The organism is Labrys methylaminiphilus subsp. lupini (assembly GCF_051161885.1).
Lineage (GTDB): Bacteria > Pseudomonadota > Alphaproteobacteria > Rhizobiales > Labraceae > Labrys.
Genome location: NZ_JBMDIH010000001.1, coordinates 2,775,604 through 2,794,376, shown reverse-complemented (window position 1 = coordinate 2,794,376; position 18,773 = coordinate 2,775,604). Strand labels below are relative to the sequence as shown.

Genomic DNA, 18,773 nt, shown 5'->3' with positions numbered 1-18,773 from the left:
AGCCGGCCGGGCGCTCATTGTTTAGTGTGAACGGTAATCATAGAAGCATTGAAAGTTTTTCATCAATGGCGGCTCTCGAACGAACGGATCTCGGCGACCTCAACGTCTTCCTGACCATCGTCCGCCGGCGCAGCTTCACCACGGCTGCCATCGAACTCGGCCTGACGCCGTCAGCGGCTAGCCATGCGATGCGGCGCCTCGAGGCCAGGCTCGGGGCCAAGTTGTTGAACCGCACCAGCCGGGCGGTCTCGCCGACAGATCTCGGCCTGAAGTTCGCCCAGCGCCTCGAAGAAGGATTCGATGTGATCGGCTCGGCCCTGGAGGTGCTGGAAGCGCCGGGAAACGTGCGCTTCGGCGAATTGCGCCTGAACGTGTTCCGGGATGCCGCCCATCTCCTGATCTCGCCGGCCTTGCCGGAGTTCGCCCGCCAATGCCCGGATGTCCGCCTGACCGTTGCCGTGGATGACCGGCCCATCGACATCGTCGCCGAGGGCTTCGACGCCGGCATGCGCTATGGCCATCACGTGCCGGAGGACATGATCGCCGTGCCGCTCACGGGGCCGCAGCGCTGGGTGGTTGTCGGCTCTCCCTCCTATTTCAGGGAGCATGGCAGGCCGCAGACCCCGGCTGGCCTCGCCAGCCATGTCTGCCTGCAACTGCTCCTGGGCGACAACACAGCCTATCGATGGGATCTCGGCAGCGGCGCGGAGGCGCGCCGGCTGCGCGTGCCCGGCCTCATCACCCTCAACGACACAGCGACCACGATCACGGCTGCCAAGGCCGGGCTTGGCCTTGCCTATGTTCTGGAAGCGCGGATCGCCGGAGAACTCGCGCAAGGCAGCCTGGAGATCGTCCTCGACGACCACGCCTCGGATGGCGATCCCTTTCACATGTATTACTCGAGCCGGCGCCACAATCACCCGGCCTTGCGCACCCTGATCAACATCATCCGGATGCAGAACGGCATGACGAGGCTGGCGTGAGCCGGGTGCGTCTTATTCTCCCAGCAATTGGCAGAACCGGTCGATATCCACATTGCCGCCGCTGATCAGCACGCCGACGCGCTTGCCGGCGAGGTCTGTCTTCATGGCACGGGCGGCGGCGAAACCGAGGCAGCCGGTCGGCTCGATCACCAGCTTCATGCGGGTGGCGGCGAAGCGCATGCATTCGACCAGCTCGGCATCGGAGACGGTGAGGATGTCGTCGACATCGCGCTTGATGATCGGGAAGGTATGGGCGCCCAGATATTGGGTCTGCGCGCCATCGGCAATGGTGCGGGGCGTGTCGATCCTGACGATCCGGCCGGCGCGGAAGGATTGCTGTCCGTCATTCCCCGCTTCGGGCTCGACGCCGTAGAGCCGGCAGTTGGGCGACAGTGCCCGCGTCGCCAGCGCCGATCCGGCGAGCAGCCCACCGCCGCCGAGACAGACGAAGAAGGCGTCGAGTTCGCCGACCTCCTCGAAGAGTTCCTTGGCAGCGGTGCCCTGGCCGCAGAGCACGTCCGGATGATCATAGGGTGGAATCAACGTGAAGCCATGTTCGTGCGACAGATTCCGCCCGATCACCTCGCGGTCCTCGGTATAGCGGTCATAGAAGATGACCTTGCCGCCATAGCCCATTGTGGCCTCGGCTTTCGCCTTCGGCGCATCATGCGGCATGATGATGGTGGCGGGAATGCCGAGGATGCGCGCTGCAAGGGCGATCGCCTGGGCATGGTTGCCCGAAGAGAAAGTCACCACGCCCTTGCGCTTCTGCTCCTCGTCGAAACGCGACAGGGCATTGAAGGCGCCGCGGAATTTGAAGGCGCCCATGCGCTGCAAATTCTCGCATTTGAAGAAGACCTGCGCGCCGAGCTCCTCGTCGAAGCTTCGAGAGGTCAGCACCGGCGTGCGATGGGCCTGGCCACGGATGCGCTCGGCGGCGGCGGCGACATCGGCATAAACAGGCAGGACTGGTTCGCTCATGCCTGGCTCTCCCAGCCGATGGCCTGGCGCAGAAAGGTGTAGCCGAGTGCGATGAAGGAGGCGCGCTCCCGGCTGTCCTTGCCGTAGCCGTGGCCGCCGGCCTCGGGCTCGTAGAAATGCACGCGGTGGCCAAGTGCCTCCAGCTTGGCCGCCATCTTGCGGGCGTGGGCGGGATGAACCCTGTCGTCGCGGCGCGTGGTCGCCAGCAAGATGGGCGGATAGGAACCGGCATCGGCGACATGATAGGCGGAGATCTTCTGTAGGAAGGCCCAGTCGTCTGGCTTGTCCGGGTCGCCATATTCGTCGATCCAGCTCGCGCCGGCCAGGAGCTTGGTGTAGCGCCGCATGTCGATCAGTGGGATGGTGCAGAACAGGGCGCCGAATTTCTCGGGATGGCGGGTGAGCATATTGGCGATCAGCAGGCCGCCATTGGAGCCGCCTTCTGCCGCAATCCGCTCCGGCTGTGTGATGCCGCGCCTGACCAGATCGGCAGCCACCGCCGCGAAATCCTCATGCGCGAGATGCTTGCCCTCGCGGCGGCCCGCCTCGTGCCAGCGGGCGCCGAATTCTCCGCCGCCGCGAATATTGGCGGTGACCGACGTGCCGCCCCGTTCGAGCCAGAGCTTGCCGATGGAGGCGCTGTAGCTGGGCAGGACGGAAACGCCAAAGCCGCCATAGGCCGTGAGATGCACCGGTGACTCGCCGGTCTCGCCGGCGGGGCCGACCAGCGTATAGGGGATCTTCTCGCCGTCGACCGAGACGGCCTCGTGCTTGACGACCTGCAGCCCCTTGCTGTCGAAGGCATCGGGACTGCGCTTGAGGAGCAGGGGACTGGCCACCGCCTCGGGCCTGCTCACATCGAGCAGCAGCATTTGTGGCGGCGTGACCGGATCCTGCAGGGACACCATCACCTCGCCATTGGTGTCGGCCTCCTCCGCGTCGAGCGACCAGATATGCACGACGCCCGTGGAGGGCAGCACGTCGATGGCGTGCTTGGCCCAGGAGTCGGGGGAGGGCGTGACGAGCTCGAATCGGGGCTGGAGATTGTCCAGGATCGACAGCACGAGCTGTCCCTGGTTCCAGAAAAAGCCGTCCAGGGTCCGCCGTTCGGCAGGTTCGAACAGCACTTGGAAAGTGCGGCTGCCTGCCCGGAAGGCGGCAAGCGAGATGCCGAGAAGGGTATCGCCGGCAAAACTTGTGCCGGCGGGAGTCCAATTCGTGCGCAGCTTAACCGCCAGCCAGTCGCCGAACACGTCCCATTGCGAGTCGGCCGGCAGGTCGATGGCCTCGCTCGGGCCGCTCCTGTCGCCGAGCCAGCCCCGCGTTTCGAAGAAGACGGGCTTTTCGAGAAACCAGATGCGCTCGCCGCCGCCGGTGCGGTCGATGCCGGCCCAAACCGACATGGACTGGGGTTGGACCTCGAAGACCACCGCCATCTTCAGGGGATCCTCGCCACGACGCCACAGGCGCACCGTGCGGGCATAGCCGGAGGTCGTCGCCATGCCCTCGCCGAGTGCGCTGGAGAGCAGCAGCGTGTCGGCGTCGAGCCAGGCAATGCCGCCCTTGGCTTCCGGCAGCATGAAGCCGTCGGGGACGAAACGCCGTGAGGCCAGGTCGAATTCACGATGCACCGCCGCATCGCTGCCGCCGCGCGACAGGCTGAGGATGGCGCGCTGCCGCCCATGGGGTTCGAGCGAGGCCCCGGCCCAGACCCAGTCCTCACCCTCTGTCTTGGCGAGGGCATCGAGATCGAGCAGGATATCCCAGGCCGGTTCCGCCTGCCGGTAGGAGGCAAGAGTGGTCCTGCGCCACAGGCCGCGTGGATTGGCGGCATCAGTCCAGAAATTATAGACGAACTCGCCGCGCCTCCCGATGCCGGGAATGCGATCGGGGCGATCAAGGATCGCAGCCAAGGCGTCCCGATCGCGTTCGAAGCCGTCGGTGCCGAAGCGGGCCAGCGTTCGTTGCGAGCGCTCGTTCACCCAGGCAAGGGCGTCCTGGCCCTCGATGTCCTCCAGCCAGAGATGAGGGTCGTCGTCGGGCGCGGCCAGAGTCGGCCGGGAGACGAGATCGGACATGCGGGAGTTCCTTGAGATAGGGAGGCCGAGGAAGAGAGGTCTCAGCCGGCGAGCCGCGTTTCCGCCAGTTGTGTCCAGTAGCTGATCCCGGCAGGGATGATGGCATCGTTGAAATCATAGGCGGCATTGTGCAGTCCGGCGCTGTTGCCATTGCCAATGAAGATGAAGGCGCCGGGGCGCGCCTCCAGCATGAAGGAGAAGTCCTCCGCGCCCATCATGGGAAGAGCGGCAACATCGACATTGTCATGGCCGGCCACCATGCGAGCGACTTCCCCGCAGAACACGGTCTGCGTGGCGTGGTTGCGGGTGACGGGATAATGACGCTGATAGACGGCCTTGGCACTGGCGCCCAGAGCCTTCGCCGTCAACTCCGCCACCTCGACGACGCGTGTTTCGAGCAGGTCGCGAATTTCCGGCGTCAGAGCGCGGCAGGTACCGTGCAGATGGGCCGTGGAGGGGATGACGTTATAAGCGTCCCCCGCCTTGATCGCCGTCACTGAAACGACGGCGCCATGAAGGGGATCGGCATTGCGCGAGACGATGGTCTGCAGGGCATTGATGATCTGGGCCGCCACCAGCACCGGATCGACGCTCTCGTGCGGGCGGGCGGCATGCGCGCCCTTGCCGGTGATGTCGATGTCGAACACGTCGCTAGAGGCCATGATGGGCCCGGGGCACATGGCAAAATGACCTGGCGCCAGGCCCGGCAGATTGTGCATGCCATAGACTTCGCCGATGGCGAATCGCTCCATCAGGCCATCTTCCACCATGGCCTTGCCGCCGCCGCCGCCTTCTTCGGCCGGCTGGAAGATCACCACGGCGTCACCGTTGAAGTTGCGGGTATCAGCTAGATTTTTCGCCGCGCCGAGCAGCATGGCGGTATGGCCGTCATGGCCGCAGGCATGCATCTTGCCGGGCATGGTGGAAGCATATTGCACGCCACTCTCCTCGAGGATCGGCAAGGCATCCATATCGGCGCGCATGCCGATCGCGCGCGAACCGGGGCGCCCCTTGATCACCCCGACCACGCCGGCGCGCCCGATTCCCTCGACGACTTCATCACAGCCGAAATCACGCAACAGGCCCGCGACCAGGCCGGCCGTACGCTGCACGTCATATTGCAGCTCGGGGTGGCGGTGAATGTCGCGGCGCCATTGCGTCGCTTCCGAAGCCAAAACCTTGATGCTGTCCGAAATCGTCATCTGCAGTCAGTTCCAATATTGATTTATGCACCCGCTCCGGGCGACAAACACAGCCCGCAGTTTGACACGCCTTCGGACAATGAGGAAGGGAAACGGATATGGAGCATTCACAGGCCGCAAAGGTTTGGCAGGATCTCGAAGCCCATAAGCAGACACTGGCCTCGACGACGACGCGCGACCTTTTCGCCGCGGATCCCGACCGATTCGCCAAATTCTCCTTCACGCTCGACGACGTGCTGGTGGATTTTTCCAAGAACCGCATCGCCGACGAAACCCTGTCCCTGCTGCTCGAGCTGGCGCGGGCGCATTGCATCGAGACCCGCCGGGACGAGATGCTCAAGGGCGACAAGATCAACACCACCGAAGGGCGGGCAGTGCTGCACACGGCCCTGCGCGCGCCTGTTGATGCCGACATTCGCGTGGACGGCAAGAATGTCGTGCCGGAGGTGCATGAGGAACTGGCGCGCTGCTACGCCTTCGCCGAGAAGATTCGCTCGGGCGAGCTGCGCGGCGCCACCGGTGACAAATTCACCGACGTGGTCAATATCGGCATTGGTGGTTCCGACCTCGGCCCGGCCATGGGGGCCCGCGCCCTCTCGCCCTATGCCGACGGCCCGCGCGCCCATTTCGTCTCCAATGTCGACGGCGCCGACATGGCGGACACGTTGTCGCGCCTCGACCCTTCGCGTACCCTGTTCCTGGTTTCGTCGAAGACGTTCACGACGATCGAGACCATGACGAACGCCCAGTCGGCGCGGCAATGGATCGCCAAATCGCTCGGTGAGACCGCGGTGGGCGATCATTTTGCGGCGATCTCGACCAATATCGTCGCGGTCGAGGCCTTCGGCATCAACAAGGACCGGATGTTCCGCTTCTGGGACTGGGTCGGTGGGCGCTACTCGATGTGGTCGGCCATCGGCCTCGGCCTGATGATCGCCGTCGGGCCGGAGAACTTTTCGGAGTTCCTGGCCGGTGGCCATGAGGTCGACCACCATTTCGCCACCACGCCGCTGGAGAAGAACATCCCGGTGCTGATGGGCCTGATCGGCATCTGGCACCGCAATTTCATGGGCTATGCCGCCCATGCTGTGCTGCCCTACGACCAGCGGCTCGGGCGCTTCCCGGCCTATCTGCAGCAGCTCGACATGGAATCCAATGGCAAGCGCGTGCATCTCGACGGCTCGCCGGTGACCTCGGAGACCGGCCCTCTGGTCTGGGGCGAGCCTGGCACCAACGGCCAGCACGCCTTCTACCAGCTCATCCATCAGGGCACCAATGTGATCCCGGCCGACTTCCTCATCGCGGCCGAGCCGCATGAAGCCGGAATGGGCGATCATCATGCCATCCTGATGGCAAACTGCCTGGCGCAGACCGAGGCGCTCATGCATGGCCGTTCGCAAGAGGAGGCGACGGCGGTGCTGAAGGCCCAGGGGCTCGACGACAAGAAGATCGCGCTTCTGGCCCCACACAAGGAGTTCCCCGGCAGCCGTCCCACCACCACCATCGCCTATCGCAAGCTCACCCCACGCATGCTCGGCCGCCTCGTGGCGCTCTATGAGCACAAGGTGTTTACGCAGGGCGTGATCTGGGGCATCAACTCCTTCGACCAATGGGGCGTGGAACTGGGCAAGGAACTCGCCTCGCGCCTGCTGCCGGTGGTGAAGGGCGCGACGGTCGACGGGCTCGATGCTTCGACCAAGGGCCTGGTGGCCCATCTGAAGTCGCTGCGAGGCTGATCGAACAGGATCTCCTGTCCGACATCCGCTCCACGAAACAAGCCCGGCCGCGACGGCCGGGCTTGTTATCTCTCAGGCATCCTCTGTGGCAGCGCCTGGGTGAGAAGGTCGGCCCCTTCCGGGCCGAATGATCGTGCTGCCAGCCTGGAAAGAAATCCCCCATGAACCCGACCGTCGAACCGTCAGCCATCGTCCCTGTCTTCGATGGCCACAACGACACGTTGCTGCACCTGGCCTCCAACAAGGCAAAACCGGCAGAGACGGTGTTCGGCGAGGGCGACGGTGCCGGTCATATCGATCTGCCGCGAGCGCGCGCCGGCGGTTTTGCCGGCGGCTTCTTCGCCATGTTCCCGCCGCCCCTGAGCATGGCGAACATGGACGAGGAGATGAAGGGGACGAGCTACGATCTGCCTTTGCCGCCGCTGCTGCCCCTGGAAAAGGCGCAGGCTTCGACCATCGCCATGCTGTCGATCATGCTGCGGTTGGAGCGGGCCTTTCCTGACGACGTCGCCATCTGCCGCAGCGCCGTCGAGATCCGAGTCGCCATGGCGGCCGGCAAGATCGCGGCCGTCCTGCATATCGAGGGGGCGGAGGCTGTAGATGCCGATTTCGCCAATCTCGACGTGCTCTTCGCCGCCGGCCTGCGCTCGATCGGGCCGGTGTGGAGCCGCCCCAACATCTTCGCCCATGGCGTGCCCTTCCGCTTTCCGGCCTCGCCGGATACCGGTCCCGGCCTGACCGAGATCGGCCGCGAATTGGTGAAGGAGTGCAACACGCGCGGCATCATGATCGACCTCTCGCATCTCAACGAGAAGGGTTTCTGGGACGTCGCCGGGTTGAGTACGGCGCCGCTCGTCGCCACCCATTCCAACGTCCACGCCCTGTGCCAGTCCACGCGCAATCTCACCGACAGGCAGCTCGATGCCATCAGGGAGAGCCGCGGCGTCGTCGGCCTCAACTTTGCCACCTGCTTCCTGCGGCCGGACGGCGCCATGCGCGCGGATACCGATCTCGACGTCATGGTGCGCCATCTCGACTACCTGGTCGAACGGCTGGGCGAGGACGGCGTCGCCTTCGGATCGGACTTCGACGGTGCAGTGATCCCCGCCGCCATCGGCAGCGTCGCCGGCCTGCCGCGCCTGATCGAGAGGATGAGCGGCGCGGGATATTCGTCGGCCCTGCTGCACAAGATCGGCCATGAGAATTGGCTGTCCCTGCTGGAGCGGACGCAGGGGCAGGCTTGAGATCGAGCCGAGACCAAGAGAAAGCGCAAGAATCCTTCCCCGAAGTCGGGGAAGGATTCCCACGCTATGCGCGACGATGCCCTAACGCGTCGGAACCCGCGGTATTGAGGTGGATCCATGGCGGCATAGAGCCGCCATCTCGCACCGTGGGCAGAGCGGCCTCTGGCTGGTGCAGACCTCCTGGCCGAAGCGTTTGATCAGCCAGTGCAGTTCATAGAGATCGTCGGCGTCCCAGGCCGCCGGCATCAGGCGCAGCATGATCCGATGGGCCATGGCGAAGCTCACACTTTGTGGAAACAGGCCGAAGCGCTCGCCGAAACGCTTGATGTGCCTGTCAACCACGAAGACACGCCGCCTGAGCGTCGAGAAATTCAGGATGGCCGCCGCGCATTTGGGGCCGATGCCCTCATAAAGCTGGAGCAGTTCCATCCCGGCCTCGACCGACAGCGCGGCGAGATGGGAGAGATCGAACCGTCCCCGCTGCTCGACGATGCGGCCGACCGAAGCAACCAGCTGGCTGGCTTTCTTCTCGGGATGGGTGACGGTGGCAAGATGCGTGAGTACCTGGCGGGGATCGCTCTGCCCCAGCCTGTCGAGGGGGCGGAAATGCTCGCACAGGGCCTGGAAGGCTTTTTTGGAAGCAGAGTCATAGGTTTCCGAGCTGATCAGCGCCTTGACGAACTGTTCGGGCGGCGTGTGCCGCCGGGCGTCGCGTTGCGGGCCATAGGCCGCAAGCAGGCGCTGACGCAGCACGACGATGGGCTCTTCCTGGCCGAAATCGAGCCCGAGCTGGATCTGCTCCCTGATGGCAGGCATGCCCAATTCCTCAATGGAAATCCCGGCTCTTGAACAGGCTCAGTTCGAGCTGGGCTGGCGGCGGCGGTGAAGCGCCATCCGTCATATCGCGCAAGCGGGCGAGTTCGGCGGAGAGGTCGAGTACCTCCTCGGCGATGACATGCACGACATCGCTGGCACGCTGGAGCCGGCCGCGTATGGCGACGAAGCGGGCATTCATCACCGCGCGGCGGTTCCTCTCGAAGGTTCGCGACCACACGATGATGTTGGCGATGCCGGTCTCGTCCTCGATGGTCATGAAGACGACGCCGCTGGCCGTGCCGGGGCGCTGGCGCGTCACCACCAGGCCGGCGACGGTGACGAGGCTGTCCTGCTTGAGCTTGACGTCGCGATGCGCCTCGTTGGTGATGGCGCCGAGATGCTGCAATTGCGGGCGCAGGAAGGAGCAGGGATGGGCCTTGAGCGACAGGCCCGTCGACTGATAGTCCTCCAGCACATGCTCGCTTTGCGACATTACGGGCAGGGCGACGGCAGGTTCGGGAAACAGGGCATCGTCGAAATCGGCGGCCAGCAATGGCATGTCCCGGCTCGTCTTAGTGACGCCGATGCCGATGGTCTCGAAGCGGCGCACGGCCCACAGGGCCTCGCGCCTGTCCAGGCCGAGCGAGCGGAAGGCATCGGCCTCGGCCAGTTTCTGCATTGCCGCCAGTGGCAGGCCGCTTGCCGTGCCGAAGCGCTCCAGGCTGGAAAAACCGTTGCCGCGCCGGCCGGTCATTGCCGTGATCTCGTCCTCGTTCAGCCCGGAGACCAGCCGCATGCCGAGGCGTACGGCAAAGCGATGTTTGATGGGATCGCTGGCCGGTTCCAGCGTGCAATCCCACTCGCTGGAGTTGACGTCGACGGGCCTGATTTCGACGCCATGCTTCTCGGCGTCCCGCACCAGTTGCGCCGGCTGGTAGAAGCCCATGGGCTGGCTGTTGAGGATGGCGGCGCAGAAGACGTCGGGGTAGTGACATTTGATATAGGCTGAGACATAGACCAGCACGGCAAAGCTGGCGGCATGGCTTTCGGGGAAGCCATATTCGCCGAAGCCCTCGATCTGGCTGAAGCAGCGCTCGGCGAAGGCCTGTTCATAGCCGCGGCGCACCATGCCGCCGATGAACATCTCCTTGTAGTTGCCGATCGTGCCGGTGTGCCGGAAGGTCGCCATGGCGCGCCTCAGGCCATCGGCCTCGTCTGGCGTGAAGCCGGCAGCCTTGATGGCGATCTCCATGGCCTGTTCCTGGAAGAGGGGAACGCCGAGCGTGCGGCCCAGGACTGCTTCGAGTTCATCCTTCTCACCGAACTCGGACGATGGGGAAGGAAAGTTTACAGGCTCGAGTTTGTCACGACGTCTCAGATAGGGGTGCACCATGCCGCCCTGGATCGGGCCGGGACGGACGATTGCGACCTCGATGACGAGGTCGTAGAATTTTTCGGGTCTCAAGCGCGGCAGCATCGACATCTGTGCCCGGCTCTCGACCTGGAACACGCCGACGGAATCGGCGTTGCAGAGCATGTCGTAGGTGGCCTTGTCGTTGCGGGGCAGGGCGGCGATCACGCCGAGATCGCGGTCGTAATGGCGCTCGATCAGTTCGAGCCCGCGCCGGATGCAGCTGAGCATGCCGAGTGCGAGCACATCGACCTTCATCATCCCGACTTCGTCGATATCGTCCTTATCCCATTCGACGAAGGTGCGATCCTCCATGGTGGCGTGGCAGACAGGCACAGTGTCGTCGAGCCTTCGGCGTGTGAGCACGAAGCCACCGACATGCTGCGACAAATGGCGGGGAAAGCCGGTGAGGGCAGCGGTGAAATGCAGCGCCTGGCGGATCACCGGATTGTCGGGATCGAGGCCCGCCTGGCGCACGCGGCTCGGTGTCCAGGTCTGCATGCCCATGCCCCAGACCGTCTTCGACAAAGCCGCTGTCACGTCGGGCGTCAACCCCAGCACCTTGCCAACTTCGCCCACCGCCCGCCTGGAGCGATAATGGATCACCGTCGAGCAGATGGCGGCACGGCGGCGACCATAGTGCGTATAAATACGTTGGATAACTTCCTCGCGGCGCTCGTGCTCGAAATCGACGTCGATATCCGGTGGCTCGCCGCGGTTCTCGGAGATGAAGCGAGAGAACAGTACTTCCGTTTCGTTCGGATTGACTTCGGTGATGCCCAGGCAATAGCACACGGCGCTGTTCGCGGCCGAACCGCGCCCTTGGCAGAGGATGCCGAGGGTGTTGCGGGCATGATCGACGATATCGTGCACGGTCAGGAAATAGGGCGCGAATTCGAGCTTGGCGATCAGGGCAAGCTCCTCGCGCATTGGCTTGGAGACCTTGTCCGGAATACCTCGGGCGAAGCGCCGCTTAGCGCCAGCCCAGGCCAGGTCTTCCAGGTGCTGCTGAGCGGTCTTGCCCGGTGGGATGGGCTCGTCCGGATATTCGTAGCGTAGCTGCCGCAAGTCGAACGTGCATGCCTCGACGATTTCGAGCGTGCGCGCCAGTGCGTCGGGATGGTCGGCGAAGAGAAAGGCCATCTCGACGGGCGACTTGATATGGCGCTCCTCGTTGATCTCAAGTCGCAAGCCGGCCTCGGCCAAGGTGCATTTTTCGCGGATGCAGGTGAGGATGTCGGCAAGTGGCCGCTGGGCCGGCACGTGGTAGAGCACGTCGTTGACGGCGACCATCGGCGCGCCGATCCTCTCGCCCAGCTCGGCGATCAGGCCGAGGCGGCGGGGTTCGTCTCCCCTGAGGCGATGGCAGCCGGCGAGATAGACGGAGCCTGGCGCGGCCTCGGCGAGCGTGGTTGCCCGTTCGACGAAGAGCGGATCGAGCCTGTCGGGCGGCAGCACGATCAGTCTCTGCCCCTCGCAGGCGTCGAGAATGGCTTCGAAGCCGAACTGGCATTCGCCTTTCGCGCGCACCATGCGCTTGTTGTTGTCGCTGAGCAGGCGGCAGAGCCGACCATAGGCTTCGCGGTCGGTGGGATAGGCGATGGCCTCGAAACCATCCATGGTGACGAGGCGCACGCCGGGCAGATAGCGCAGGGACGGATATTTCTTGGCCTCGCGCAGGGCCCTGACCACGCCGGCGAAGGAGTTACGGTCGGCGATGCCGATGCCGGCCAGGCCGAGCTTCTGGGCCTGCCTCACCATGTCCTGCGGGAAGGAGGCGCCGCGCAGGAAGGAGAAATTGGTGGTGACGGCGAGCTCGGCATAGGCGGATGGGGCTGGTGTCGGCAAATCCACAGGAAGCGTCTGGTCTTTCACCCTGCCGGGAAGGGCGACATAGCCGCTGTCGGCCTCTCTCTCATATCTCATGCGAGCAGACCTCGCAGGGACCAGCTCTGCCGGCCGTCATGGCAGAGCCAGAAGCGTTGGCCGGTCTGCGTCTCGGCGACGTAATAGTCCTGGTAGGTCGGCGCGGGCAGCAGGACGGCGCGCTCGCGCCTGGCTTCTCCGTCCTCGAAACGGTTGCGCTTCTGGCTCCTTGGGCTCTCACCGTTGGGGAGGGCAGGAGCTTCCTCGCCCATCTTGCCCCAGCCATATTCCTCCTTGCCCGACTTGTCGGGCAGGACCGGGGGAGCCGCTTCCCACCAGGGACCGGCGATGCGTTCCGGTCCCTGCAGCGCAGTGATGTGATGGGACGAACCGCGCCAGCGGACATGATCGGGCAGGCCGTCTGGACGGGTGGCGAGGATCTGCAGGGGCTCGGGCTGGTCCAGAAACAAGGGTGGCCGCTGACGCAAGCCATCGGCCGCCGGCCAGGCCGGTGCAGGATCGGCGGCATCGCGCGCCTCCTCGGCGAAGGCCGGATCGTGTCGGGCGACGGGATGGAGCCGGCGCACGCTGCCGGGGCCGAGGCGCTGGCGGAGAGCGTCGATCAATTCGGCCCGGCGTTCGCCGGCATCGGCCGGCGGCGCATCCCGGCGTCCCTCCCGCAGGGACAGACGAGCCTGGCGCTGGCCGAATTTCTCGGTGACGGTCGCGGTGAGGCTGATGGTCTCGAAGCCAAAGCCGGCATCGATGGTCTCGCCCAGCCTTTCCAGGTCGAGCTCCACCAGCCTGGCAATATGGGCCGGATCGCGTGTGGCGGCGGCAAGGCCGATATGGATGGTACGCACCTCGCCATCGACCCGGAACAGGCGGAGCTGCAAAGCGCGCACTGCCACCCCGCTGGCGACGAGGGCGGGAACCAGGTCCTGCATCAGGCGGGTGGCGACATGCACCACGGCTGCCTGGCTCACCACCGGCTCGAGGAGCTGGCGGCTACGATGGTAGAGCGGCGGCGGTTCGATCAGGGCAAGGGCTTCCTCGCGCCGCCCCATGGCCTGGTCGAAGCGCTTGAGCAGGATCGCATCGAAGCGCGCGGCGAAGGGCCCCCGTGGCTTGCCGATGAGATCCCCGATGCGGGTGAAGCCGAGACGGCGCAGGGTCTGGACGAGGACGTTACCAAGGCGCAGGGCTGCCAGGGGCAGATCGGCAAGAGCCGGCCCGGGATCGCTGCCCTCGGCCAGGATGCAGCCATTCTGGGGATGGAAACGGGAGAGAGCCCAGGCTGCGCCGGGTGTGTCGGCCAGCGCCACGCGCGCACCGAGGCGAAGATGGCGCAGGCGCTTGACGATGTCGGCGAGAAGGGCCTGCTCGCCGCCGGCCAGATGGCTGGCGCCGGTGATGTCGAGGAACAGGCCGTCGGCGCCGTCGGCCTCGCGGTAGAGGGCCACGGAGGGCGTATAGCGCATGGCCCACAGGCCGAGCCGGTGCAGGGCCCTGGCATCGGCCTCCGGCATGGCCGGCCGGGTCTGCAGCCCCGGCACCTTGGCGCGGGCATCCGCAACCAGCCCGCCCGCCGCCAGGCCTTCGATCTCGGCCGGCTTGCTGGCAGCGGCAATGCGCGGCCCCCCGGCAGCATCGACCGTCAGGACGAAGGGATAATGGCCGTCGATCGTATCAAGCGACCTTGGCGTGTTGTTCTGGGCGACGAGAAAGCGCTGGATCGGCCAGCGTGGCAGATAGATCGAGACGATGCGAGGCATGGTCATACTCCATGAGCCAGGATCCGCTTTGCCCGTTGCGGCTGCGTTCGAGCCGAACGTGCCAGCGCCAGGCGGTGAGAAGGCTGAAACGATCGCGCGGACCGGTGGCCGCACCGATGCGCCAGCGGGACATCGCGGCCAGGGAAGGCGCGGCGAGGGGCGGGCGCAAAAGGAAGAGGGGGCAGGGGGCGGAGGCGGCCGCGAGCTGGAGGCGGCGGCTGGTGGCGGCGTCCATGCCGCCACCCGTCACGGCTGCCACCGCAGCGGCGGCGCCGGAGCGCAGGATCTCCTCCAGGGCCCAGGCAGCCTCGGTCTCGTCGCCGGCCGTCGTCACGATAAGCCCGGCAGGATCGAGGCCGAGGGCGTTGAGGCCATGGCCATGGAGCCGCCCGAGGCCGGCCATGCCGCGCGGTGATGTCACCAGCCAGATCGTCCCCTTGGCCTGTCGCAGGCACAGGCGGGAGGCGAGGAAACCCAGCGCGCTGCCATTGTCGAAAATGGTTTGCGGCGCAATTTCATGCAGGCCGTCCAAGGCAAGGCCGCCGCCGGGCAGGCGCGCGTCGATCTCCCCGATGCCGAAAGGCAGCACGCCGGCATCGGCATGCACATGATCGAGCCGGGGCAGCAGAGCGCGTAATTCCGCCAGCTTCTCGGCCCGTTGGCCGGCGAGAGAAAATTGCGATTCCGCTGGATCCCGATTTTTCTCTACCTCATTGTTTTGACGCATTTTCTTAACCGAAAAGCCTGCCAACTTTTCTGGAAAATGTTTTGGAACAGGAGGAGGGGCAACGCGTATCGTCATGGCTATGATCCGTTTCGTTCAGATTAGAACAAAACAAGAACATTTCAAGCGGAGTCTTCGATCACGCTCCATCCGGCCGCAAAAGAGCGCGGCATGGTAAAGGGACTCTTCCATGACGGGATGGCAGAGTCCCCGATTTCAAAGGTCGTGCGAAACGCGCCTCAATGTGACGGCAGGGAACCAGCCTGGCCTTCCTTGTCGTGCACGGCGAAGCGTTCCACCAGGGTGGCGCTGGCCTCGTTGAGGCCGACGACCTCGACCTCGCGCCCCTGGCGGCGCGCTTTGAGGACGATGCGGTCGAGCGCGCCGACCGCCGAGATGTCCCAGAAATGCGCCGCGCCGACGTCGATGACGATGCGCTCGATGGGCTCCTGCACGTCGACGGCATCGCTGAAGGTACCCGCCGATGCGAAGAAGATCTGCCCTTCGACCCGATAGACGCGCTCCTTGCCGTCGGCCGAGAGGCTCGAACGCACGCGGCTGAGGCGCGAGACCTTGCCGGCGAAGAACACGCCCGACAGGAGCACGCCCACCAGCACGCCCTTGGCGAGGTCGGCCGTCGCCACCACGGTGCCGACGGTTGCCAGCATCACCACGGAGGAGGGCACGGGATTGCTGCGCAATTGCAGGAGCGAGCGCCAGGAGAAGGTGTTGACCGAGACCATGATCATCACCGCCGTCAAGGCGGCGACCGGCACGATGGCGAGCAGGTCCTGCAGCGCCACCAGCAGGACCAGGAGGAAGCCGCCGGCGACCAGCGAGGACAGACGGCCGCGGGCGCCGGAGGAGACGTTGATCACCGATTGGCCGATCATGGCGCAGCCGCCCATGCCGCCGAACACGGCTGAGGCCATGTTGGCGATGCCCTGGCCGGCGCATTCGCGGTTCTTGTTGCTCGGCGTATCCGTCATGTCGTCGACGATCTGCGCGGTGAGCAGGGATTCAAGCAGGCCCACGGCCGCCAGAGTGAGCGCCACCGGCGTCAGGATCCTGAGCGTCTCCAGCGTCAGCGGCACCTCAGGCAAGCCGAAGCTCGGCAGCGTGGAGGGAAGCTCGCCCAGATGGGCCACCGTGCGCACGTCCAGTCCGAGACCCCAGGCGATGGCGGTGAGCACGGCGATCGCGACCAGGGGTGCGGGAATGGCCCTGGTGACATAGGGAAACAGATAGATGATGGCGAGGCCGAGGGCGATCAGGCCGTAGGTCGCCACCGGCACATGTACGAGCTCGGGCAGTTGGGCCAGGAAGATCAGGATCGCCAGGGCGTTGACGAAGCCCGTCATCACCGACTGGGAGACGAAGCGCATCAGCCGGCCGAGCTTGAGAAAGCCGGCGATGATCTGGAAGACGCCCATCAGGATGGTCGCCGCAAACAGATATTGCACGCCGTGGTCGCGCACCAGGCCCGTCATCAGCACGGCCGTGGAGGCCGTTGCCGCCGAGATCATGGCGGGGCGTCCGCCGGTGAAGGCGATCACGCAGGCGATCACCACGGAGGCATAAAGGCCGACCTTGGGGTCGACGCCCGCGATCACCGAAAAGCCGATGGCTTCGGGGATCAGGGCGAGGGCGACGACGATGCCGGAAAGCACGTCGCCGCGTGGATTGGAAAACCATTCCCGGGAATAGGCAGACAATTTGTTCATGAGAAAATTCGCAAGGGACATGCGGCCATACCCGGTGAAACGGGTTGGATGATGCTGTCGCGCCATTTGCGTTATCCGGCGGATCGGCGGCCGGAAGAGCCACCCGGAATTTCACCGGGTCCTTCTGAATAAGGCTCTTCTATCGGCAAGGCACGGGCTGAGGCAAGGCGAAAGGCAGCGCTGGCTACATTTTGTTGCGGCCGGCAGCAAACCTAGGGCGGTCGCGCTCTCAGCGCTCCTCCTTGCGGAAGGGTTTCAGCAGGGCTGATGGTGCCATGGCATTGCGCGACATCATCGCCATGGCGACGATGGTGAGCAGGAAGGGCAGCATCAGGAAGATCTGGTAGGGGATATGTCCCAGGCCCACCGCCTGCAGGCGCAGTTGCAGCGCGTCGACGCAGGCAAACAGCAAGGCGGCGCCAGTGGCGCGCAGGGGATCCCAGCGACCGAACACCACCAGGGCGATGCAGATCCAGCCGCGTCCCGAGATCACGCCGAAGGTGAAGGCGTTGAACTGGGCCATGGTGAGGAAGGCGCCGCCGAGGCCCATCAGGGCACCGCCGAGGATGACGGCTTCGAAGCGGCGGGCGATCACGCTGATGCCGGCGGAATCGGCGGCGCGCGGGTTTTCCCCCACCATGCGCAGGCCGAGGCCCCAGGGCGTGCGATAGATCAAAAAAGCGGTGAGGGCGACGCCGATCAGCGCCAGATAGACCAGGGCGTATTGCTGGAACAGGATCGGCCCAAGGATTGGAATCTCGGCAAGGCCGGGGATCGGCACCGGCTGGAAGGCCGCGATGGTCGGCGGCGAGGCCTGCTGGCCGAACACCAGGCGATAGAAGAAATAGGCAAGGCCCGAGGCGAACAAGGTGATGCCGATGCCCGAGACATGCTGGCTGAGGCCGAGCGCCACCGTCAGTACGGCGTGCAGCGCACCGAGCAGGGCGCCGGTTGCGATGGCGGCGAGGACGCCGAGCCAGGGGCTGCCGGTAAAATAGGCGGCGGTAAAGCCGGTCATGGCCGAGAGCAGCATGATGCCTTCGATACCGAGATTGAGCACGCCCGCGCGCTCGGAGATCAGTTCGCCGAGCGTGGCGAAGATCAGGGGGGTGGCGATGCGCAAGGTCGCCGCGAAGAAGCCGACCTGGAAGATCTGTTCGAGGATCAGGTTCATGCCATAACCTCCGAGCGTCGCAGGCGATAGGAGGTGAACAGGAGTGCGACCAGCATGGTCAGGAGGGAGGTGCCCTGGATGACGTCGGCCAGGAAGACCGGCACGCCGGTGGCGCGCGACATCGCCTCGGCGCCGGTCATCGCCGCCGCGAAGAACAGGGCCGCCGGCACCACGCCGAGCGGATTGAGGCGGGCCAGCATGGCGATGACGATGCCGCTATAGCCATAGCCCGGCGACAGGTCTCCCATTACCTGGAAATGCACGCCGCCGACCTCGCCGACACCGGCCAGGCCCGCCAGTCCGCCGGAAAGCAAAGCGGTGGCGACCAGGATGGCATTGACCTTGATGCCGCCATAGGCGGCCGCCTCGGCATTCTCGCCGGTGACGCGGATTGCAAAGCCCAGTGTGGTACGCGTGATCAGGAACCAGACGGCCGGCGCCGCGACGAGGGCAGCCAGCACGCCCAGATGCAGCCGCGTGCCCTCGAAGAAGATCGGGAAATTGGCGCTGTCCTCGATCGGCGGCGAGATCGGATAGCCGCTGAGCGAATCCTTCCAGGGTCCTTCGATCAGGGCGAGCACGCCAAGCAGGATTACCGAATTGAGGAGAAGCGAGGAGACAACGTCGTCGACCTTGAGCTTCACCCTGAGCAAAGCCGGCACCAGCGCAGCGATGCCTCCGGCTGCCGCACCCGCCAGCGCCATGGCGATGTAGGCAAGGGCGCTTGGCATCGCAAAGCTGCCGACGAAGCAGCTCGCCACCGCTCCGGCCATCAACTGGCCCTCGGCGCCGATGTTCCAGAACTTGGCGCGGAAGGCGACGGCGACGGCGAGGCCGGTGAAGATCATTGGCGCGGCCTTCACCAGCGTTTCGGTGAGGGCGTAGAAATCACCGAAGGCGCCTTTCAGCATCAGGCCATAGGCCTCGAAGACATTGGCGCCGGCCAGGACGATCAGGCCGCTGCAGAGGACGAGCGTGACCAGCACCGCCAGGATGGGCAGGGCGATATTGAACCAGACAGGGGTGGATTGGCGGGGTTCCAGCCTCAACATCAGTGCC

Annotated in this window: 13 protein-coding genes and 1 other annotated feature; of the genes, 3 read left to right on the top strand and 10 right to left on the bottom strand. The window is 65.3% G+C overall.

Annotated features, from left to right (window positions below; all coding sequences use genetic code 11):
• Positions 1 to 65 precede the first annotated feature (65 nt).
• Positions 66 to 983, top strand: a complete 918-nt coding sequence (locus ACN6KF_RS13115) for a LysR family transcriptional regulator (protein WP_434957249.1) — start codon at positions 66 to 68, stop codon at positions 981 to 983.
• A gap of 12 nt (positions 984 to 995) precedes the next feature.
• Here the strand turns inward: ACN6KF_RS13115 and ACN6KF_RS13110 are convergent, their stop codons facing one another.
• From ACN6KF_RS13110 to ACN6KF_RS13100, 3 genes are read right to left on the bottom strand one after another with little or no spacing between them, the layout of a single operon-like run.
• Entirely contained in the window at positions 996 to 1,964 is a 969-nt protein-coding gene (locus tag ACN6KF_RS13110; RefSeq protein WP_434957248.1) for a threo-3-hydroxy-L-aspartate ammonia-lyase, read from the bottom strand.
• Positions 1,961 to 4,042: a prolyl oligopeptidase family serine peptidase gene (locus ACN6KF_RS13105; RefSeq protein ID WP_434957247.1), complete on the bottom strand. Its 2,082-nt coding sequence runs from the start codon at positions 4,040 to 4,042 to the stop codon at positions 1,961 to 1,963. The genes ACN6KF_RS13110 and ACN6KF_RS13105 overlap by 4 nt, the downstream gene beginning before the upstream one ends.
• 41 nt (positions 4,043 to 4,083) lie before the next feature.
• Entirely contained in the window at positions 4,084 to 5,244 is a 1,161-nt protein-coding gene (locus tag ACN6KF_RS13100; RefSeq protein WP_434957246.1) for a M20 aminoacylase family protein, read from the bottom strand.
• A gap of 98 nt (positions 5,245 to 5,342) precedes the next feature.
• On the opposite strand from ACN6KF_RS13100, the gene pgi reads away from it, so the two are divergent.
• Both pgi and ACN6KF_RS13090 read left to right on the top strand, forming a co-directional pair.
• Entirely contained in the window at positions 5,343 to 6,980 is a 1,638-nt protein-coding gene (pgi, locus tag ACN6KF_RS13095) for a glucose-6-phosphate isomerase (protein ID WP_434957245.1), read from the top strand.
• A gap of 161 nt (positions 6,981 to 7,141) precedes the next feature.
• Positions 7,142 to 8,224: a dipeptidase gene (locus tag ACN6KF_RS13090; protein WP_434957244.1), complete on the top strand. Its 1,083-nt coding sequence runs from the start codon at positions 7,142 to 7,144 to the stop codon at positions 8,222 to 8,224.
• Positions 8,225 to 8,305: 81 nt separating this feature from the next.
• Here ACN6KF_RS13090 and ACN6KF_RS13085 read toward each other — a convergent pair whose 3' ends face one another.
• From ACN6KF_RS13085 to ACN6KF_RS13055, 7 genes are all read right to left on the bottom strand, one after another.
• Positions 8,306 to 9,040, bottom strand: coding sequence for an endonuclease III domain-containing protein (locus ACN6KF_RS13085; protein WP_434957243.1), 735 nt, complete (start codon positions 9,038 to 9,040; stop codon positions 8,306 to 8,308).
• Positions 9,041 to 9,050: 10 nt separating this feature from the next.
• On the bottom strand, positions 9,051 to 12,377 hold the full coding sequence (locus ACN6KF_RS13080) for an error-prone DNA polymerase (RefSeq protein ID WP_434957242.1): 3,327 nt from the start codon (positions 12,375 to 12,377) through the stop codon (positions 9,051 to 9,053).
• On the bottom strand, positions 12,374 to 14,092 hold the full coding sequence (locus tag ACN6KF_RS13075; protein WP_434957241.1) for a Y-family DNA polymerase: 1,719 nt from the start codon (positions 14,090 to 14,092) through the stop codon (positions 12,374 to 12,376). Before ACN6KF_RS13075 ends, ACN6KF_RS13080 begins: the two co-directional genes overlap by 4 nt.
• Positions 14,007 to 14,819 carry an ImuA family protein gene (locus tag ACN6KF_RS13070; RefSeq protein WP_434957240.1) on the bottom strand — a complete coding sequence of 271 codons (813 nt, stop codon included), beginning with the start codon at positions 14,817 to 14,819 and terminating at the stop codon, positions 14,007 to 14,009. Before ACN6KF_RS13070 ends, ACN6KF_RS13075 begins: the two co-directional genes overlap by 86 nt.
• A gap of 236 nt (positions 14,820 to 15,055) precedes the next feature.
• Positions 15,056 to 16,540, bottom strand: coding sequence for a SulP family inorganic anion transporter (locus ACN6KF_RS13065; RefSeq protein ID WP_434957239.1), 1,485 nt, complete (start codon positions 16,538 to 16,540; stop codon positions 15,056 to 15,058).
• A 69-nt stretch (positions 16,541 to 16,609) separates the two neighbouring features.
• Positions 16,610 to 16,665 (bottom strand) — a sequence feature (sul1 is cis-regulatory element that is thought to sense ions involved in sulfur or methionine metabolism; They are found in Alphaproteobacteria).
• A 104-nt stretch (positions 16,666 to 16,769) separates the two neighbouring features.
• Complete coding sequence (locus tag ACN6KF_RS13060) at positions 16,770 to 17,714, bottom strand: ABC transporter permease (RefSeq protein ID WP_434957238.1); 945 nt, start codon at positions 17,712 to 17,714, stop codon at positions 16,770 to 16,772.
• Positions 17,711 to 18,766, bottom strand: a complete 1,056-nt coding sequence (locus tag ACN6KF_RS13055; RefSeq protein WP_434957237.1) for an ABC transporter permease — start codon at positions 18,764 to 18,766, stop codon at positions 17,711 to 17,713. The genes ACN6KF_RS13060 and ACN6KF_RS13055 overlap by 4 nt, the downstream gene beginning before the upstream one ends.
• Between the last annotated feature and the right edge of the window lie 7 nt (positions 18,767 to 18,773).

What these genes read in the sequence shown, in the direction of transcription:
- ACN6KF_RS13080 (WP_434957242.1), bottom strand. Translation starts at nt 12,377, where the DNA reads ATGAGATATGAGAGAGAGGCCGACAGCGGCTATGTCGCCCTTCCCGGC.
- ACN6KF_RS13105 (WP_434957247.1), bottom strand. Translation starts at nt 4,042, where the DNA reads ATGTCCGATCTCGTCTCCCGGCCGACTCTGGCCGCGCCCGACGACGAC.
- ACN6KF_RS13085 (WP_434957243.1), bottom strand. Translation starts at nt 9,040, where the DNA reads ATGCCTGCCATCAGGGAGCAGATCCAGCTCGGGCTCGATTTCGGCCAG.
- ACN6KF_RS13110 (WP_434957248.1), bottom strand. Translation starts at nt 1,964, where the DNA reads ATGAGCGAACCAGTCCTGCCTGTTTATGCCGATGTCGCCGCCGCCGCC.
- pgi (WP_434957245.1), top strand. Translation starts at nt 5,343, where the DNA reads ATGGAGCATTCACAGGCCGCAAAGGTTTGGCAGGATCTCGAAGCCCAT.
- ACN6KF_RS13070 (WP_434957240.1), bottom strand. Translation starts at nt 14,819, where the DNA reads ATGCGTCAAAACAATGAGGTAGAGAAAAATCGGGATCCAGCGGAATCG.
- ACN6KF_RS13060 (WP_434957238.1), bottom strand. Translation starts at nt 17,714, where the DNA reads ATGAACCTGATCCTCGAACAGATCTTCCAGGTCGGCTTCTTCGCGGCG.
- ACN6KF_RS13115 (WP_434957249.1), top strand. Translation starts at nt 66, where the DNA reads ATGGCGGCTCTCGAACGAACGGATCTCGGCGACCTCAACGTCTTCCTG.
- ACN6KF_RS13075 (WP_434957241.1), bottom strand. Translation starts at nt 14,092, where the DNA reads ATGCCTCGCATCGTCTCGATCTATCTGCCACGCTGGCCGATCCAGCGC.
- ACN6KF_RS13090 (WP_434957244.1), top strand. Translation starts at nt 7,142, where the DNA reads ATGAACCCGACCGTCGAACCGTCAGCCATCGTCCCTGTCTTCGATGGC.
- ACN6KF_RS13100 (WP_434957246.1), bottom strand. Translation starts at nt 5,244, where the DNA reads ATGACGATTTCGGACAGCATCAAGGTTTTGGCTTCGGAAGCGACGCAA.
- ACN6KF_RS13065 (WP_434957239.1), bottom strand. Translation starts at nt 16,540, where the DNA reads ATGAACAAATTGTCTGCCTATTCCCGGGAATGGTTTTCCAATCCACGC.
- ACN6KF_RS13055 (WP_434957237.1), bottom strand. Translation starts at nt 18,766, where the DNA reads ATGTTGAGGCTGGAACCCCGCCAATCCACCCCTGTCTGGTTCAATATC.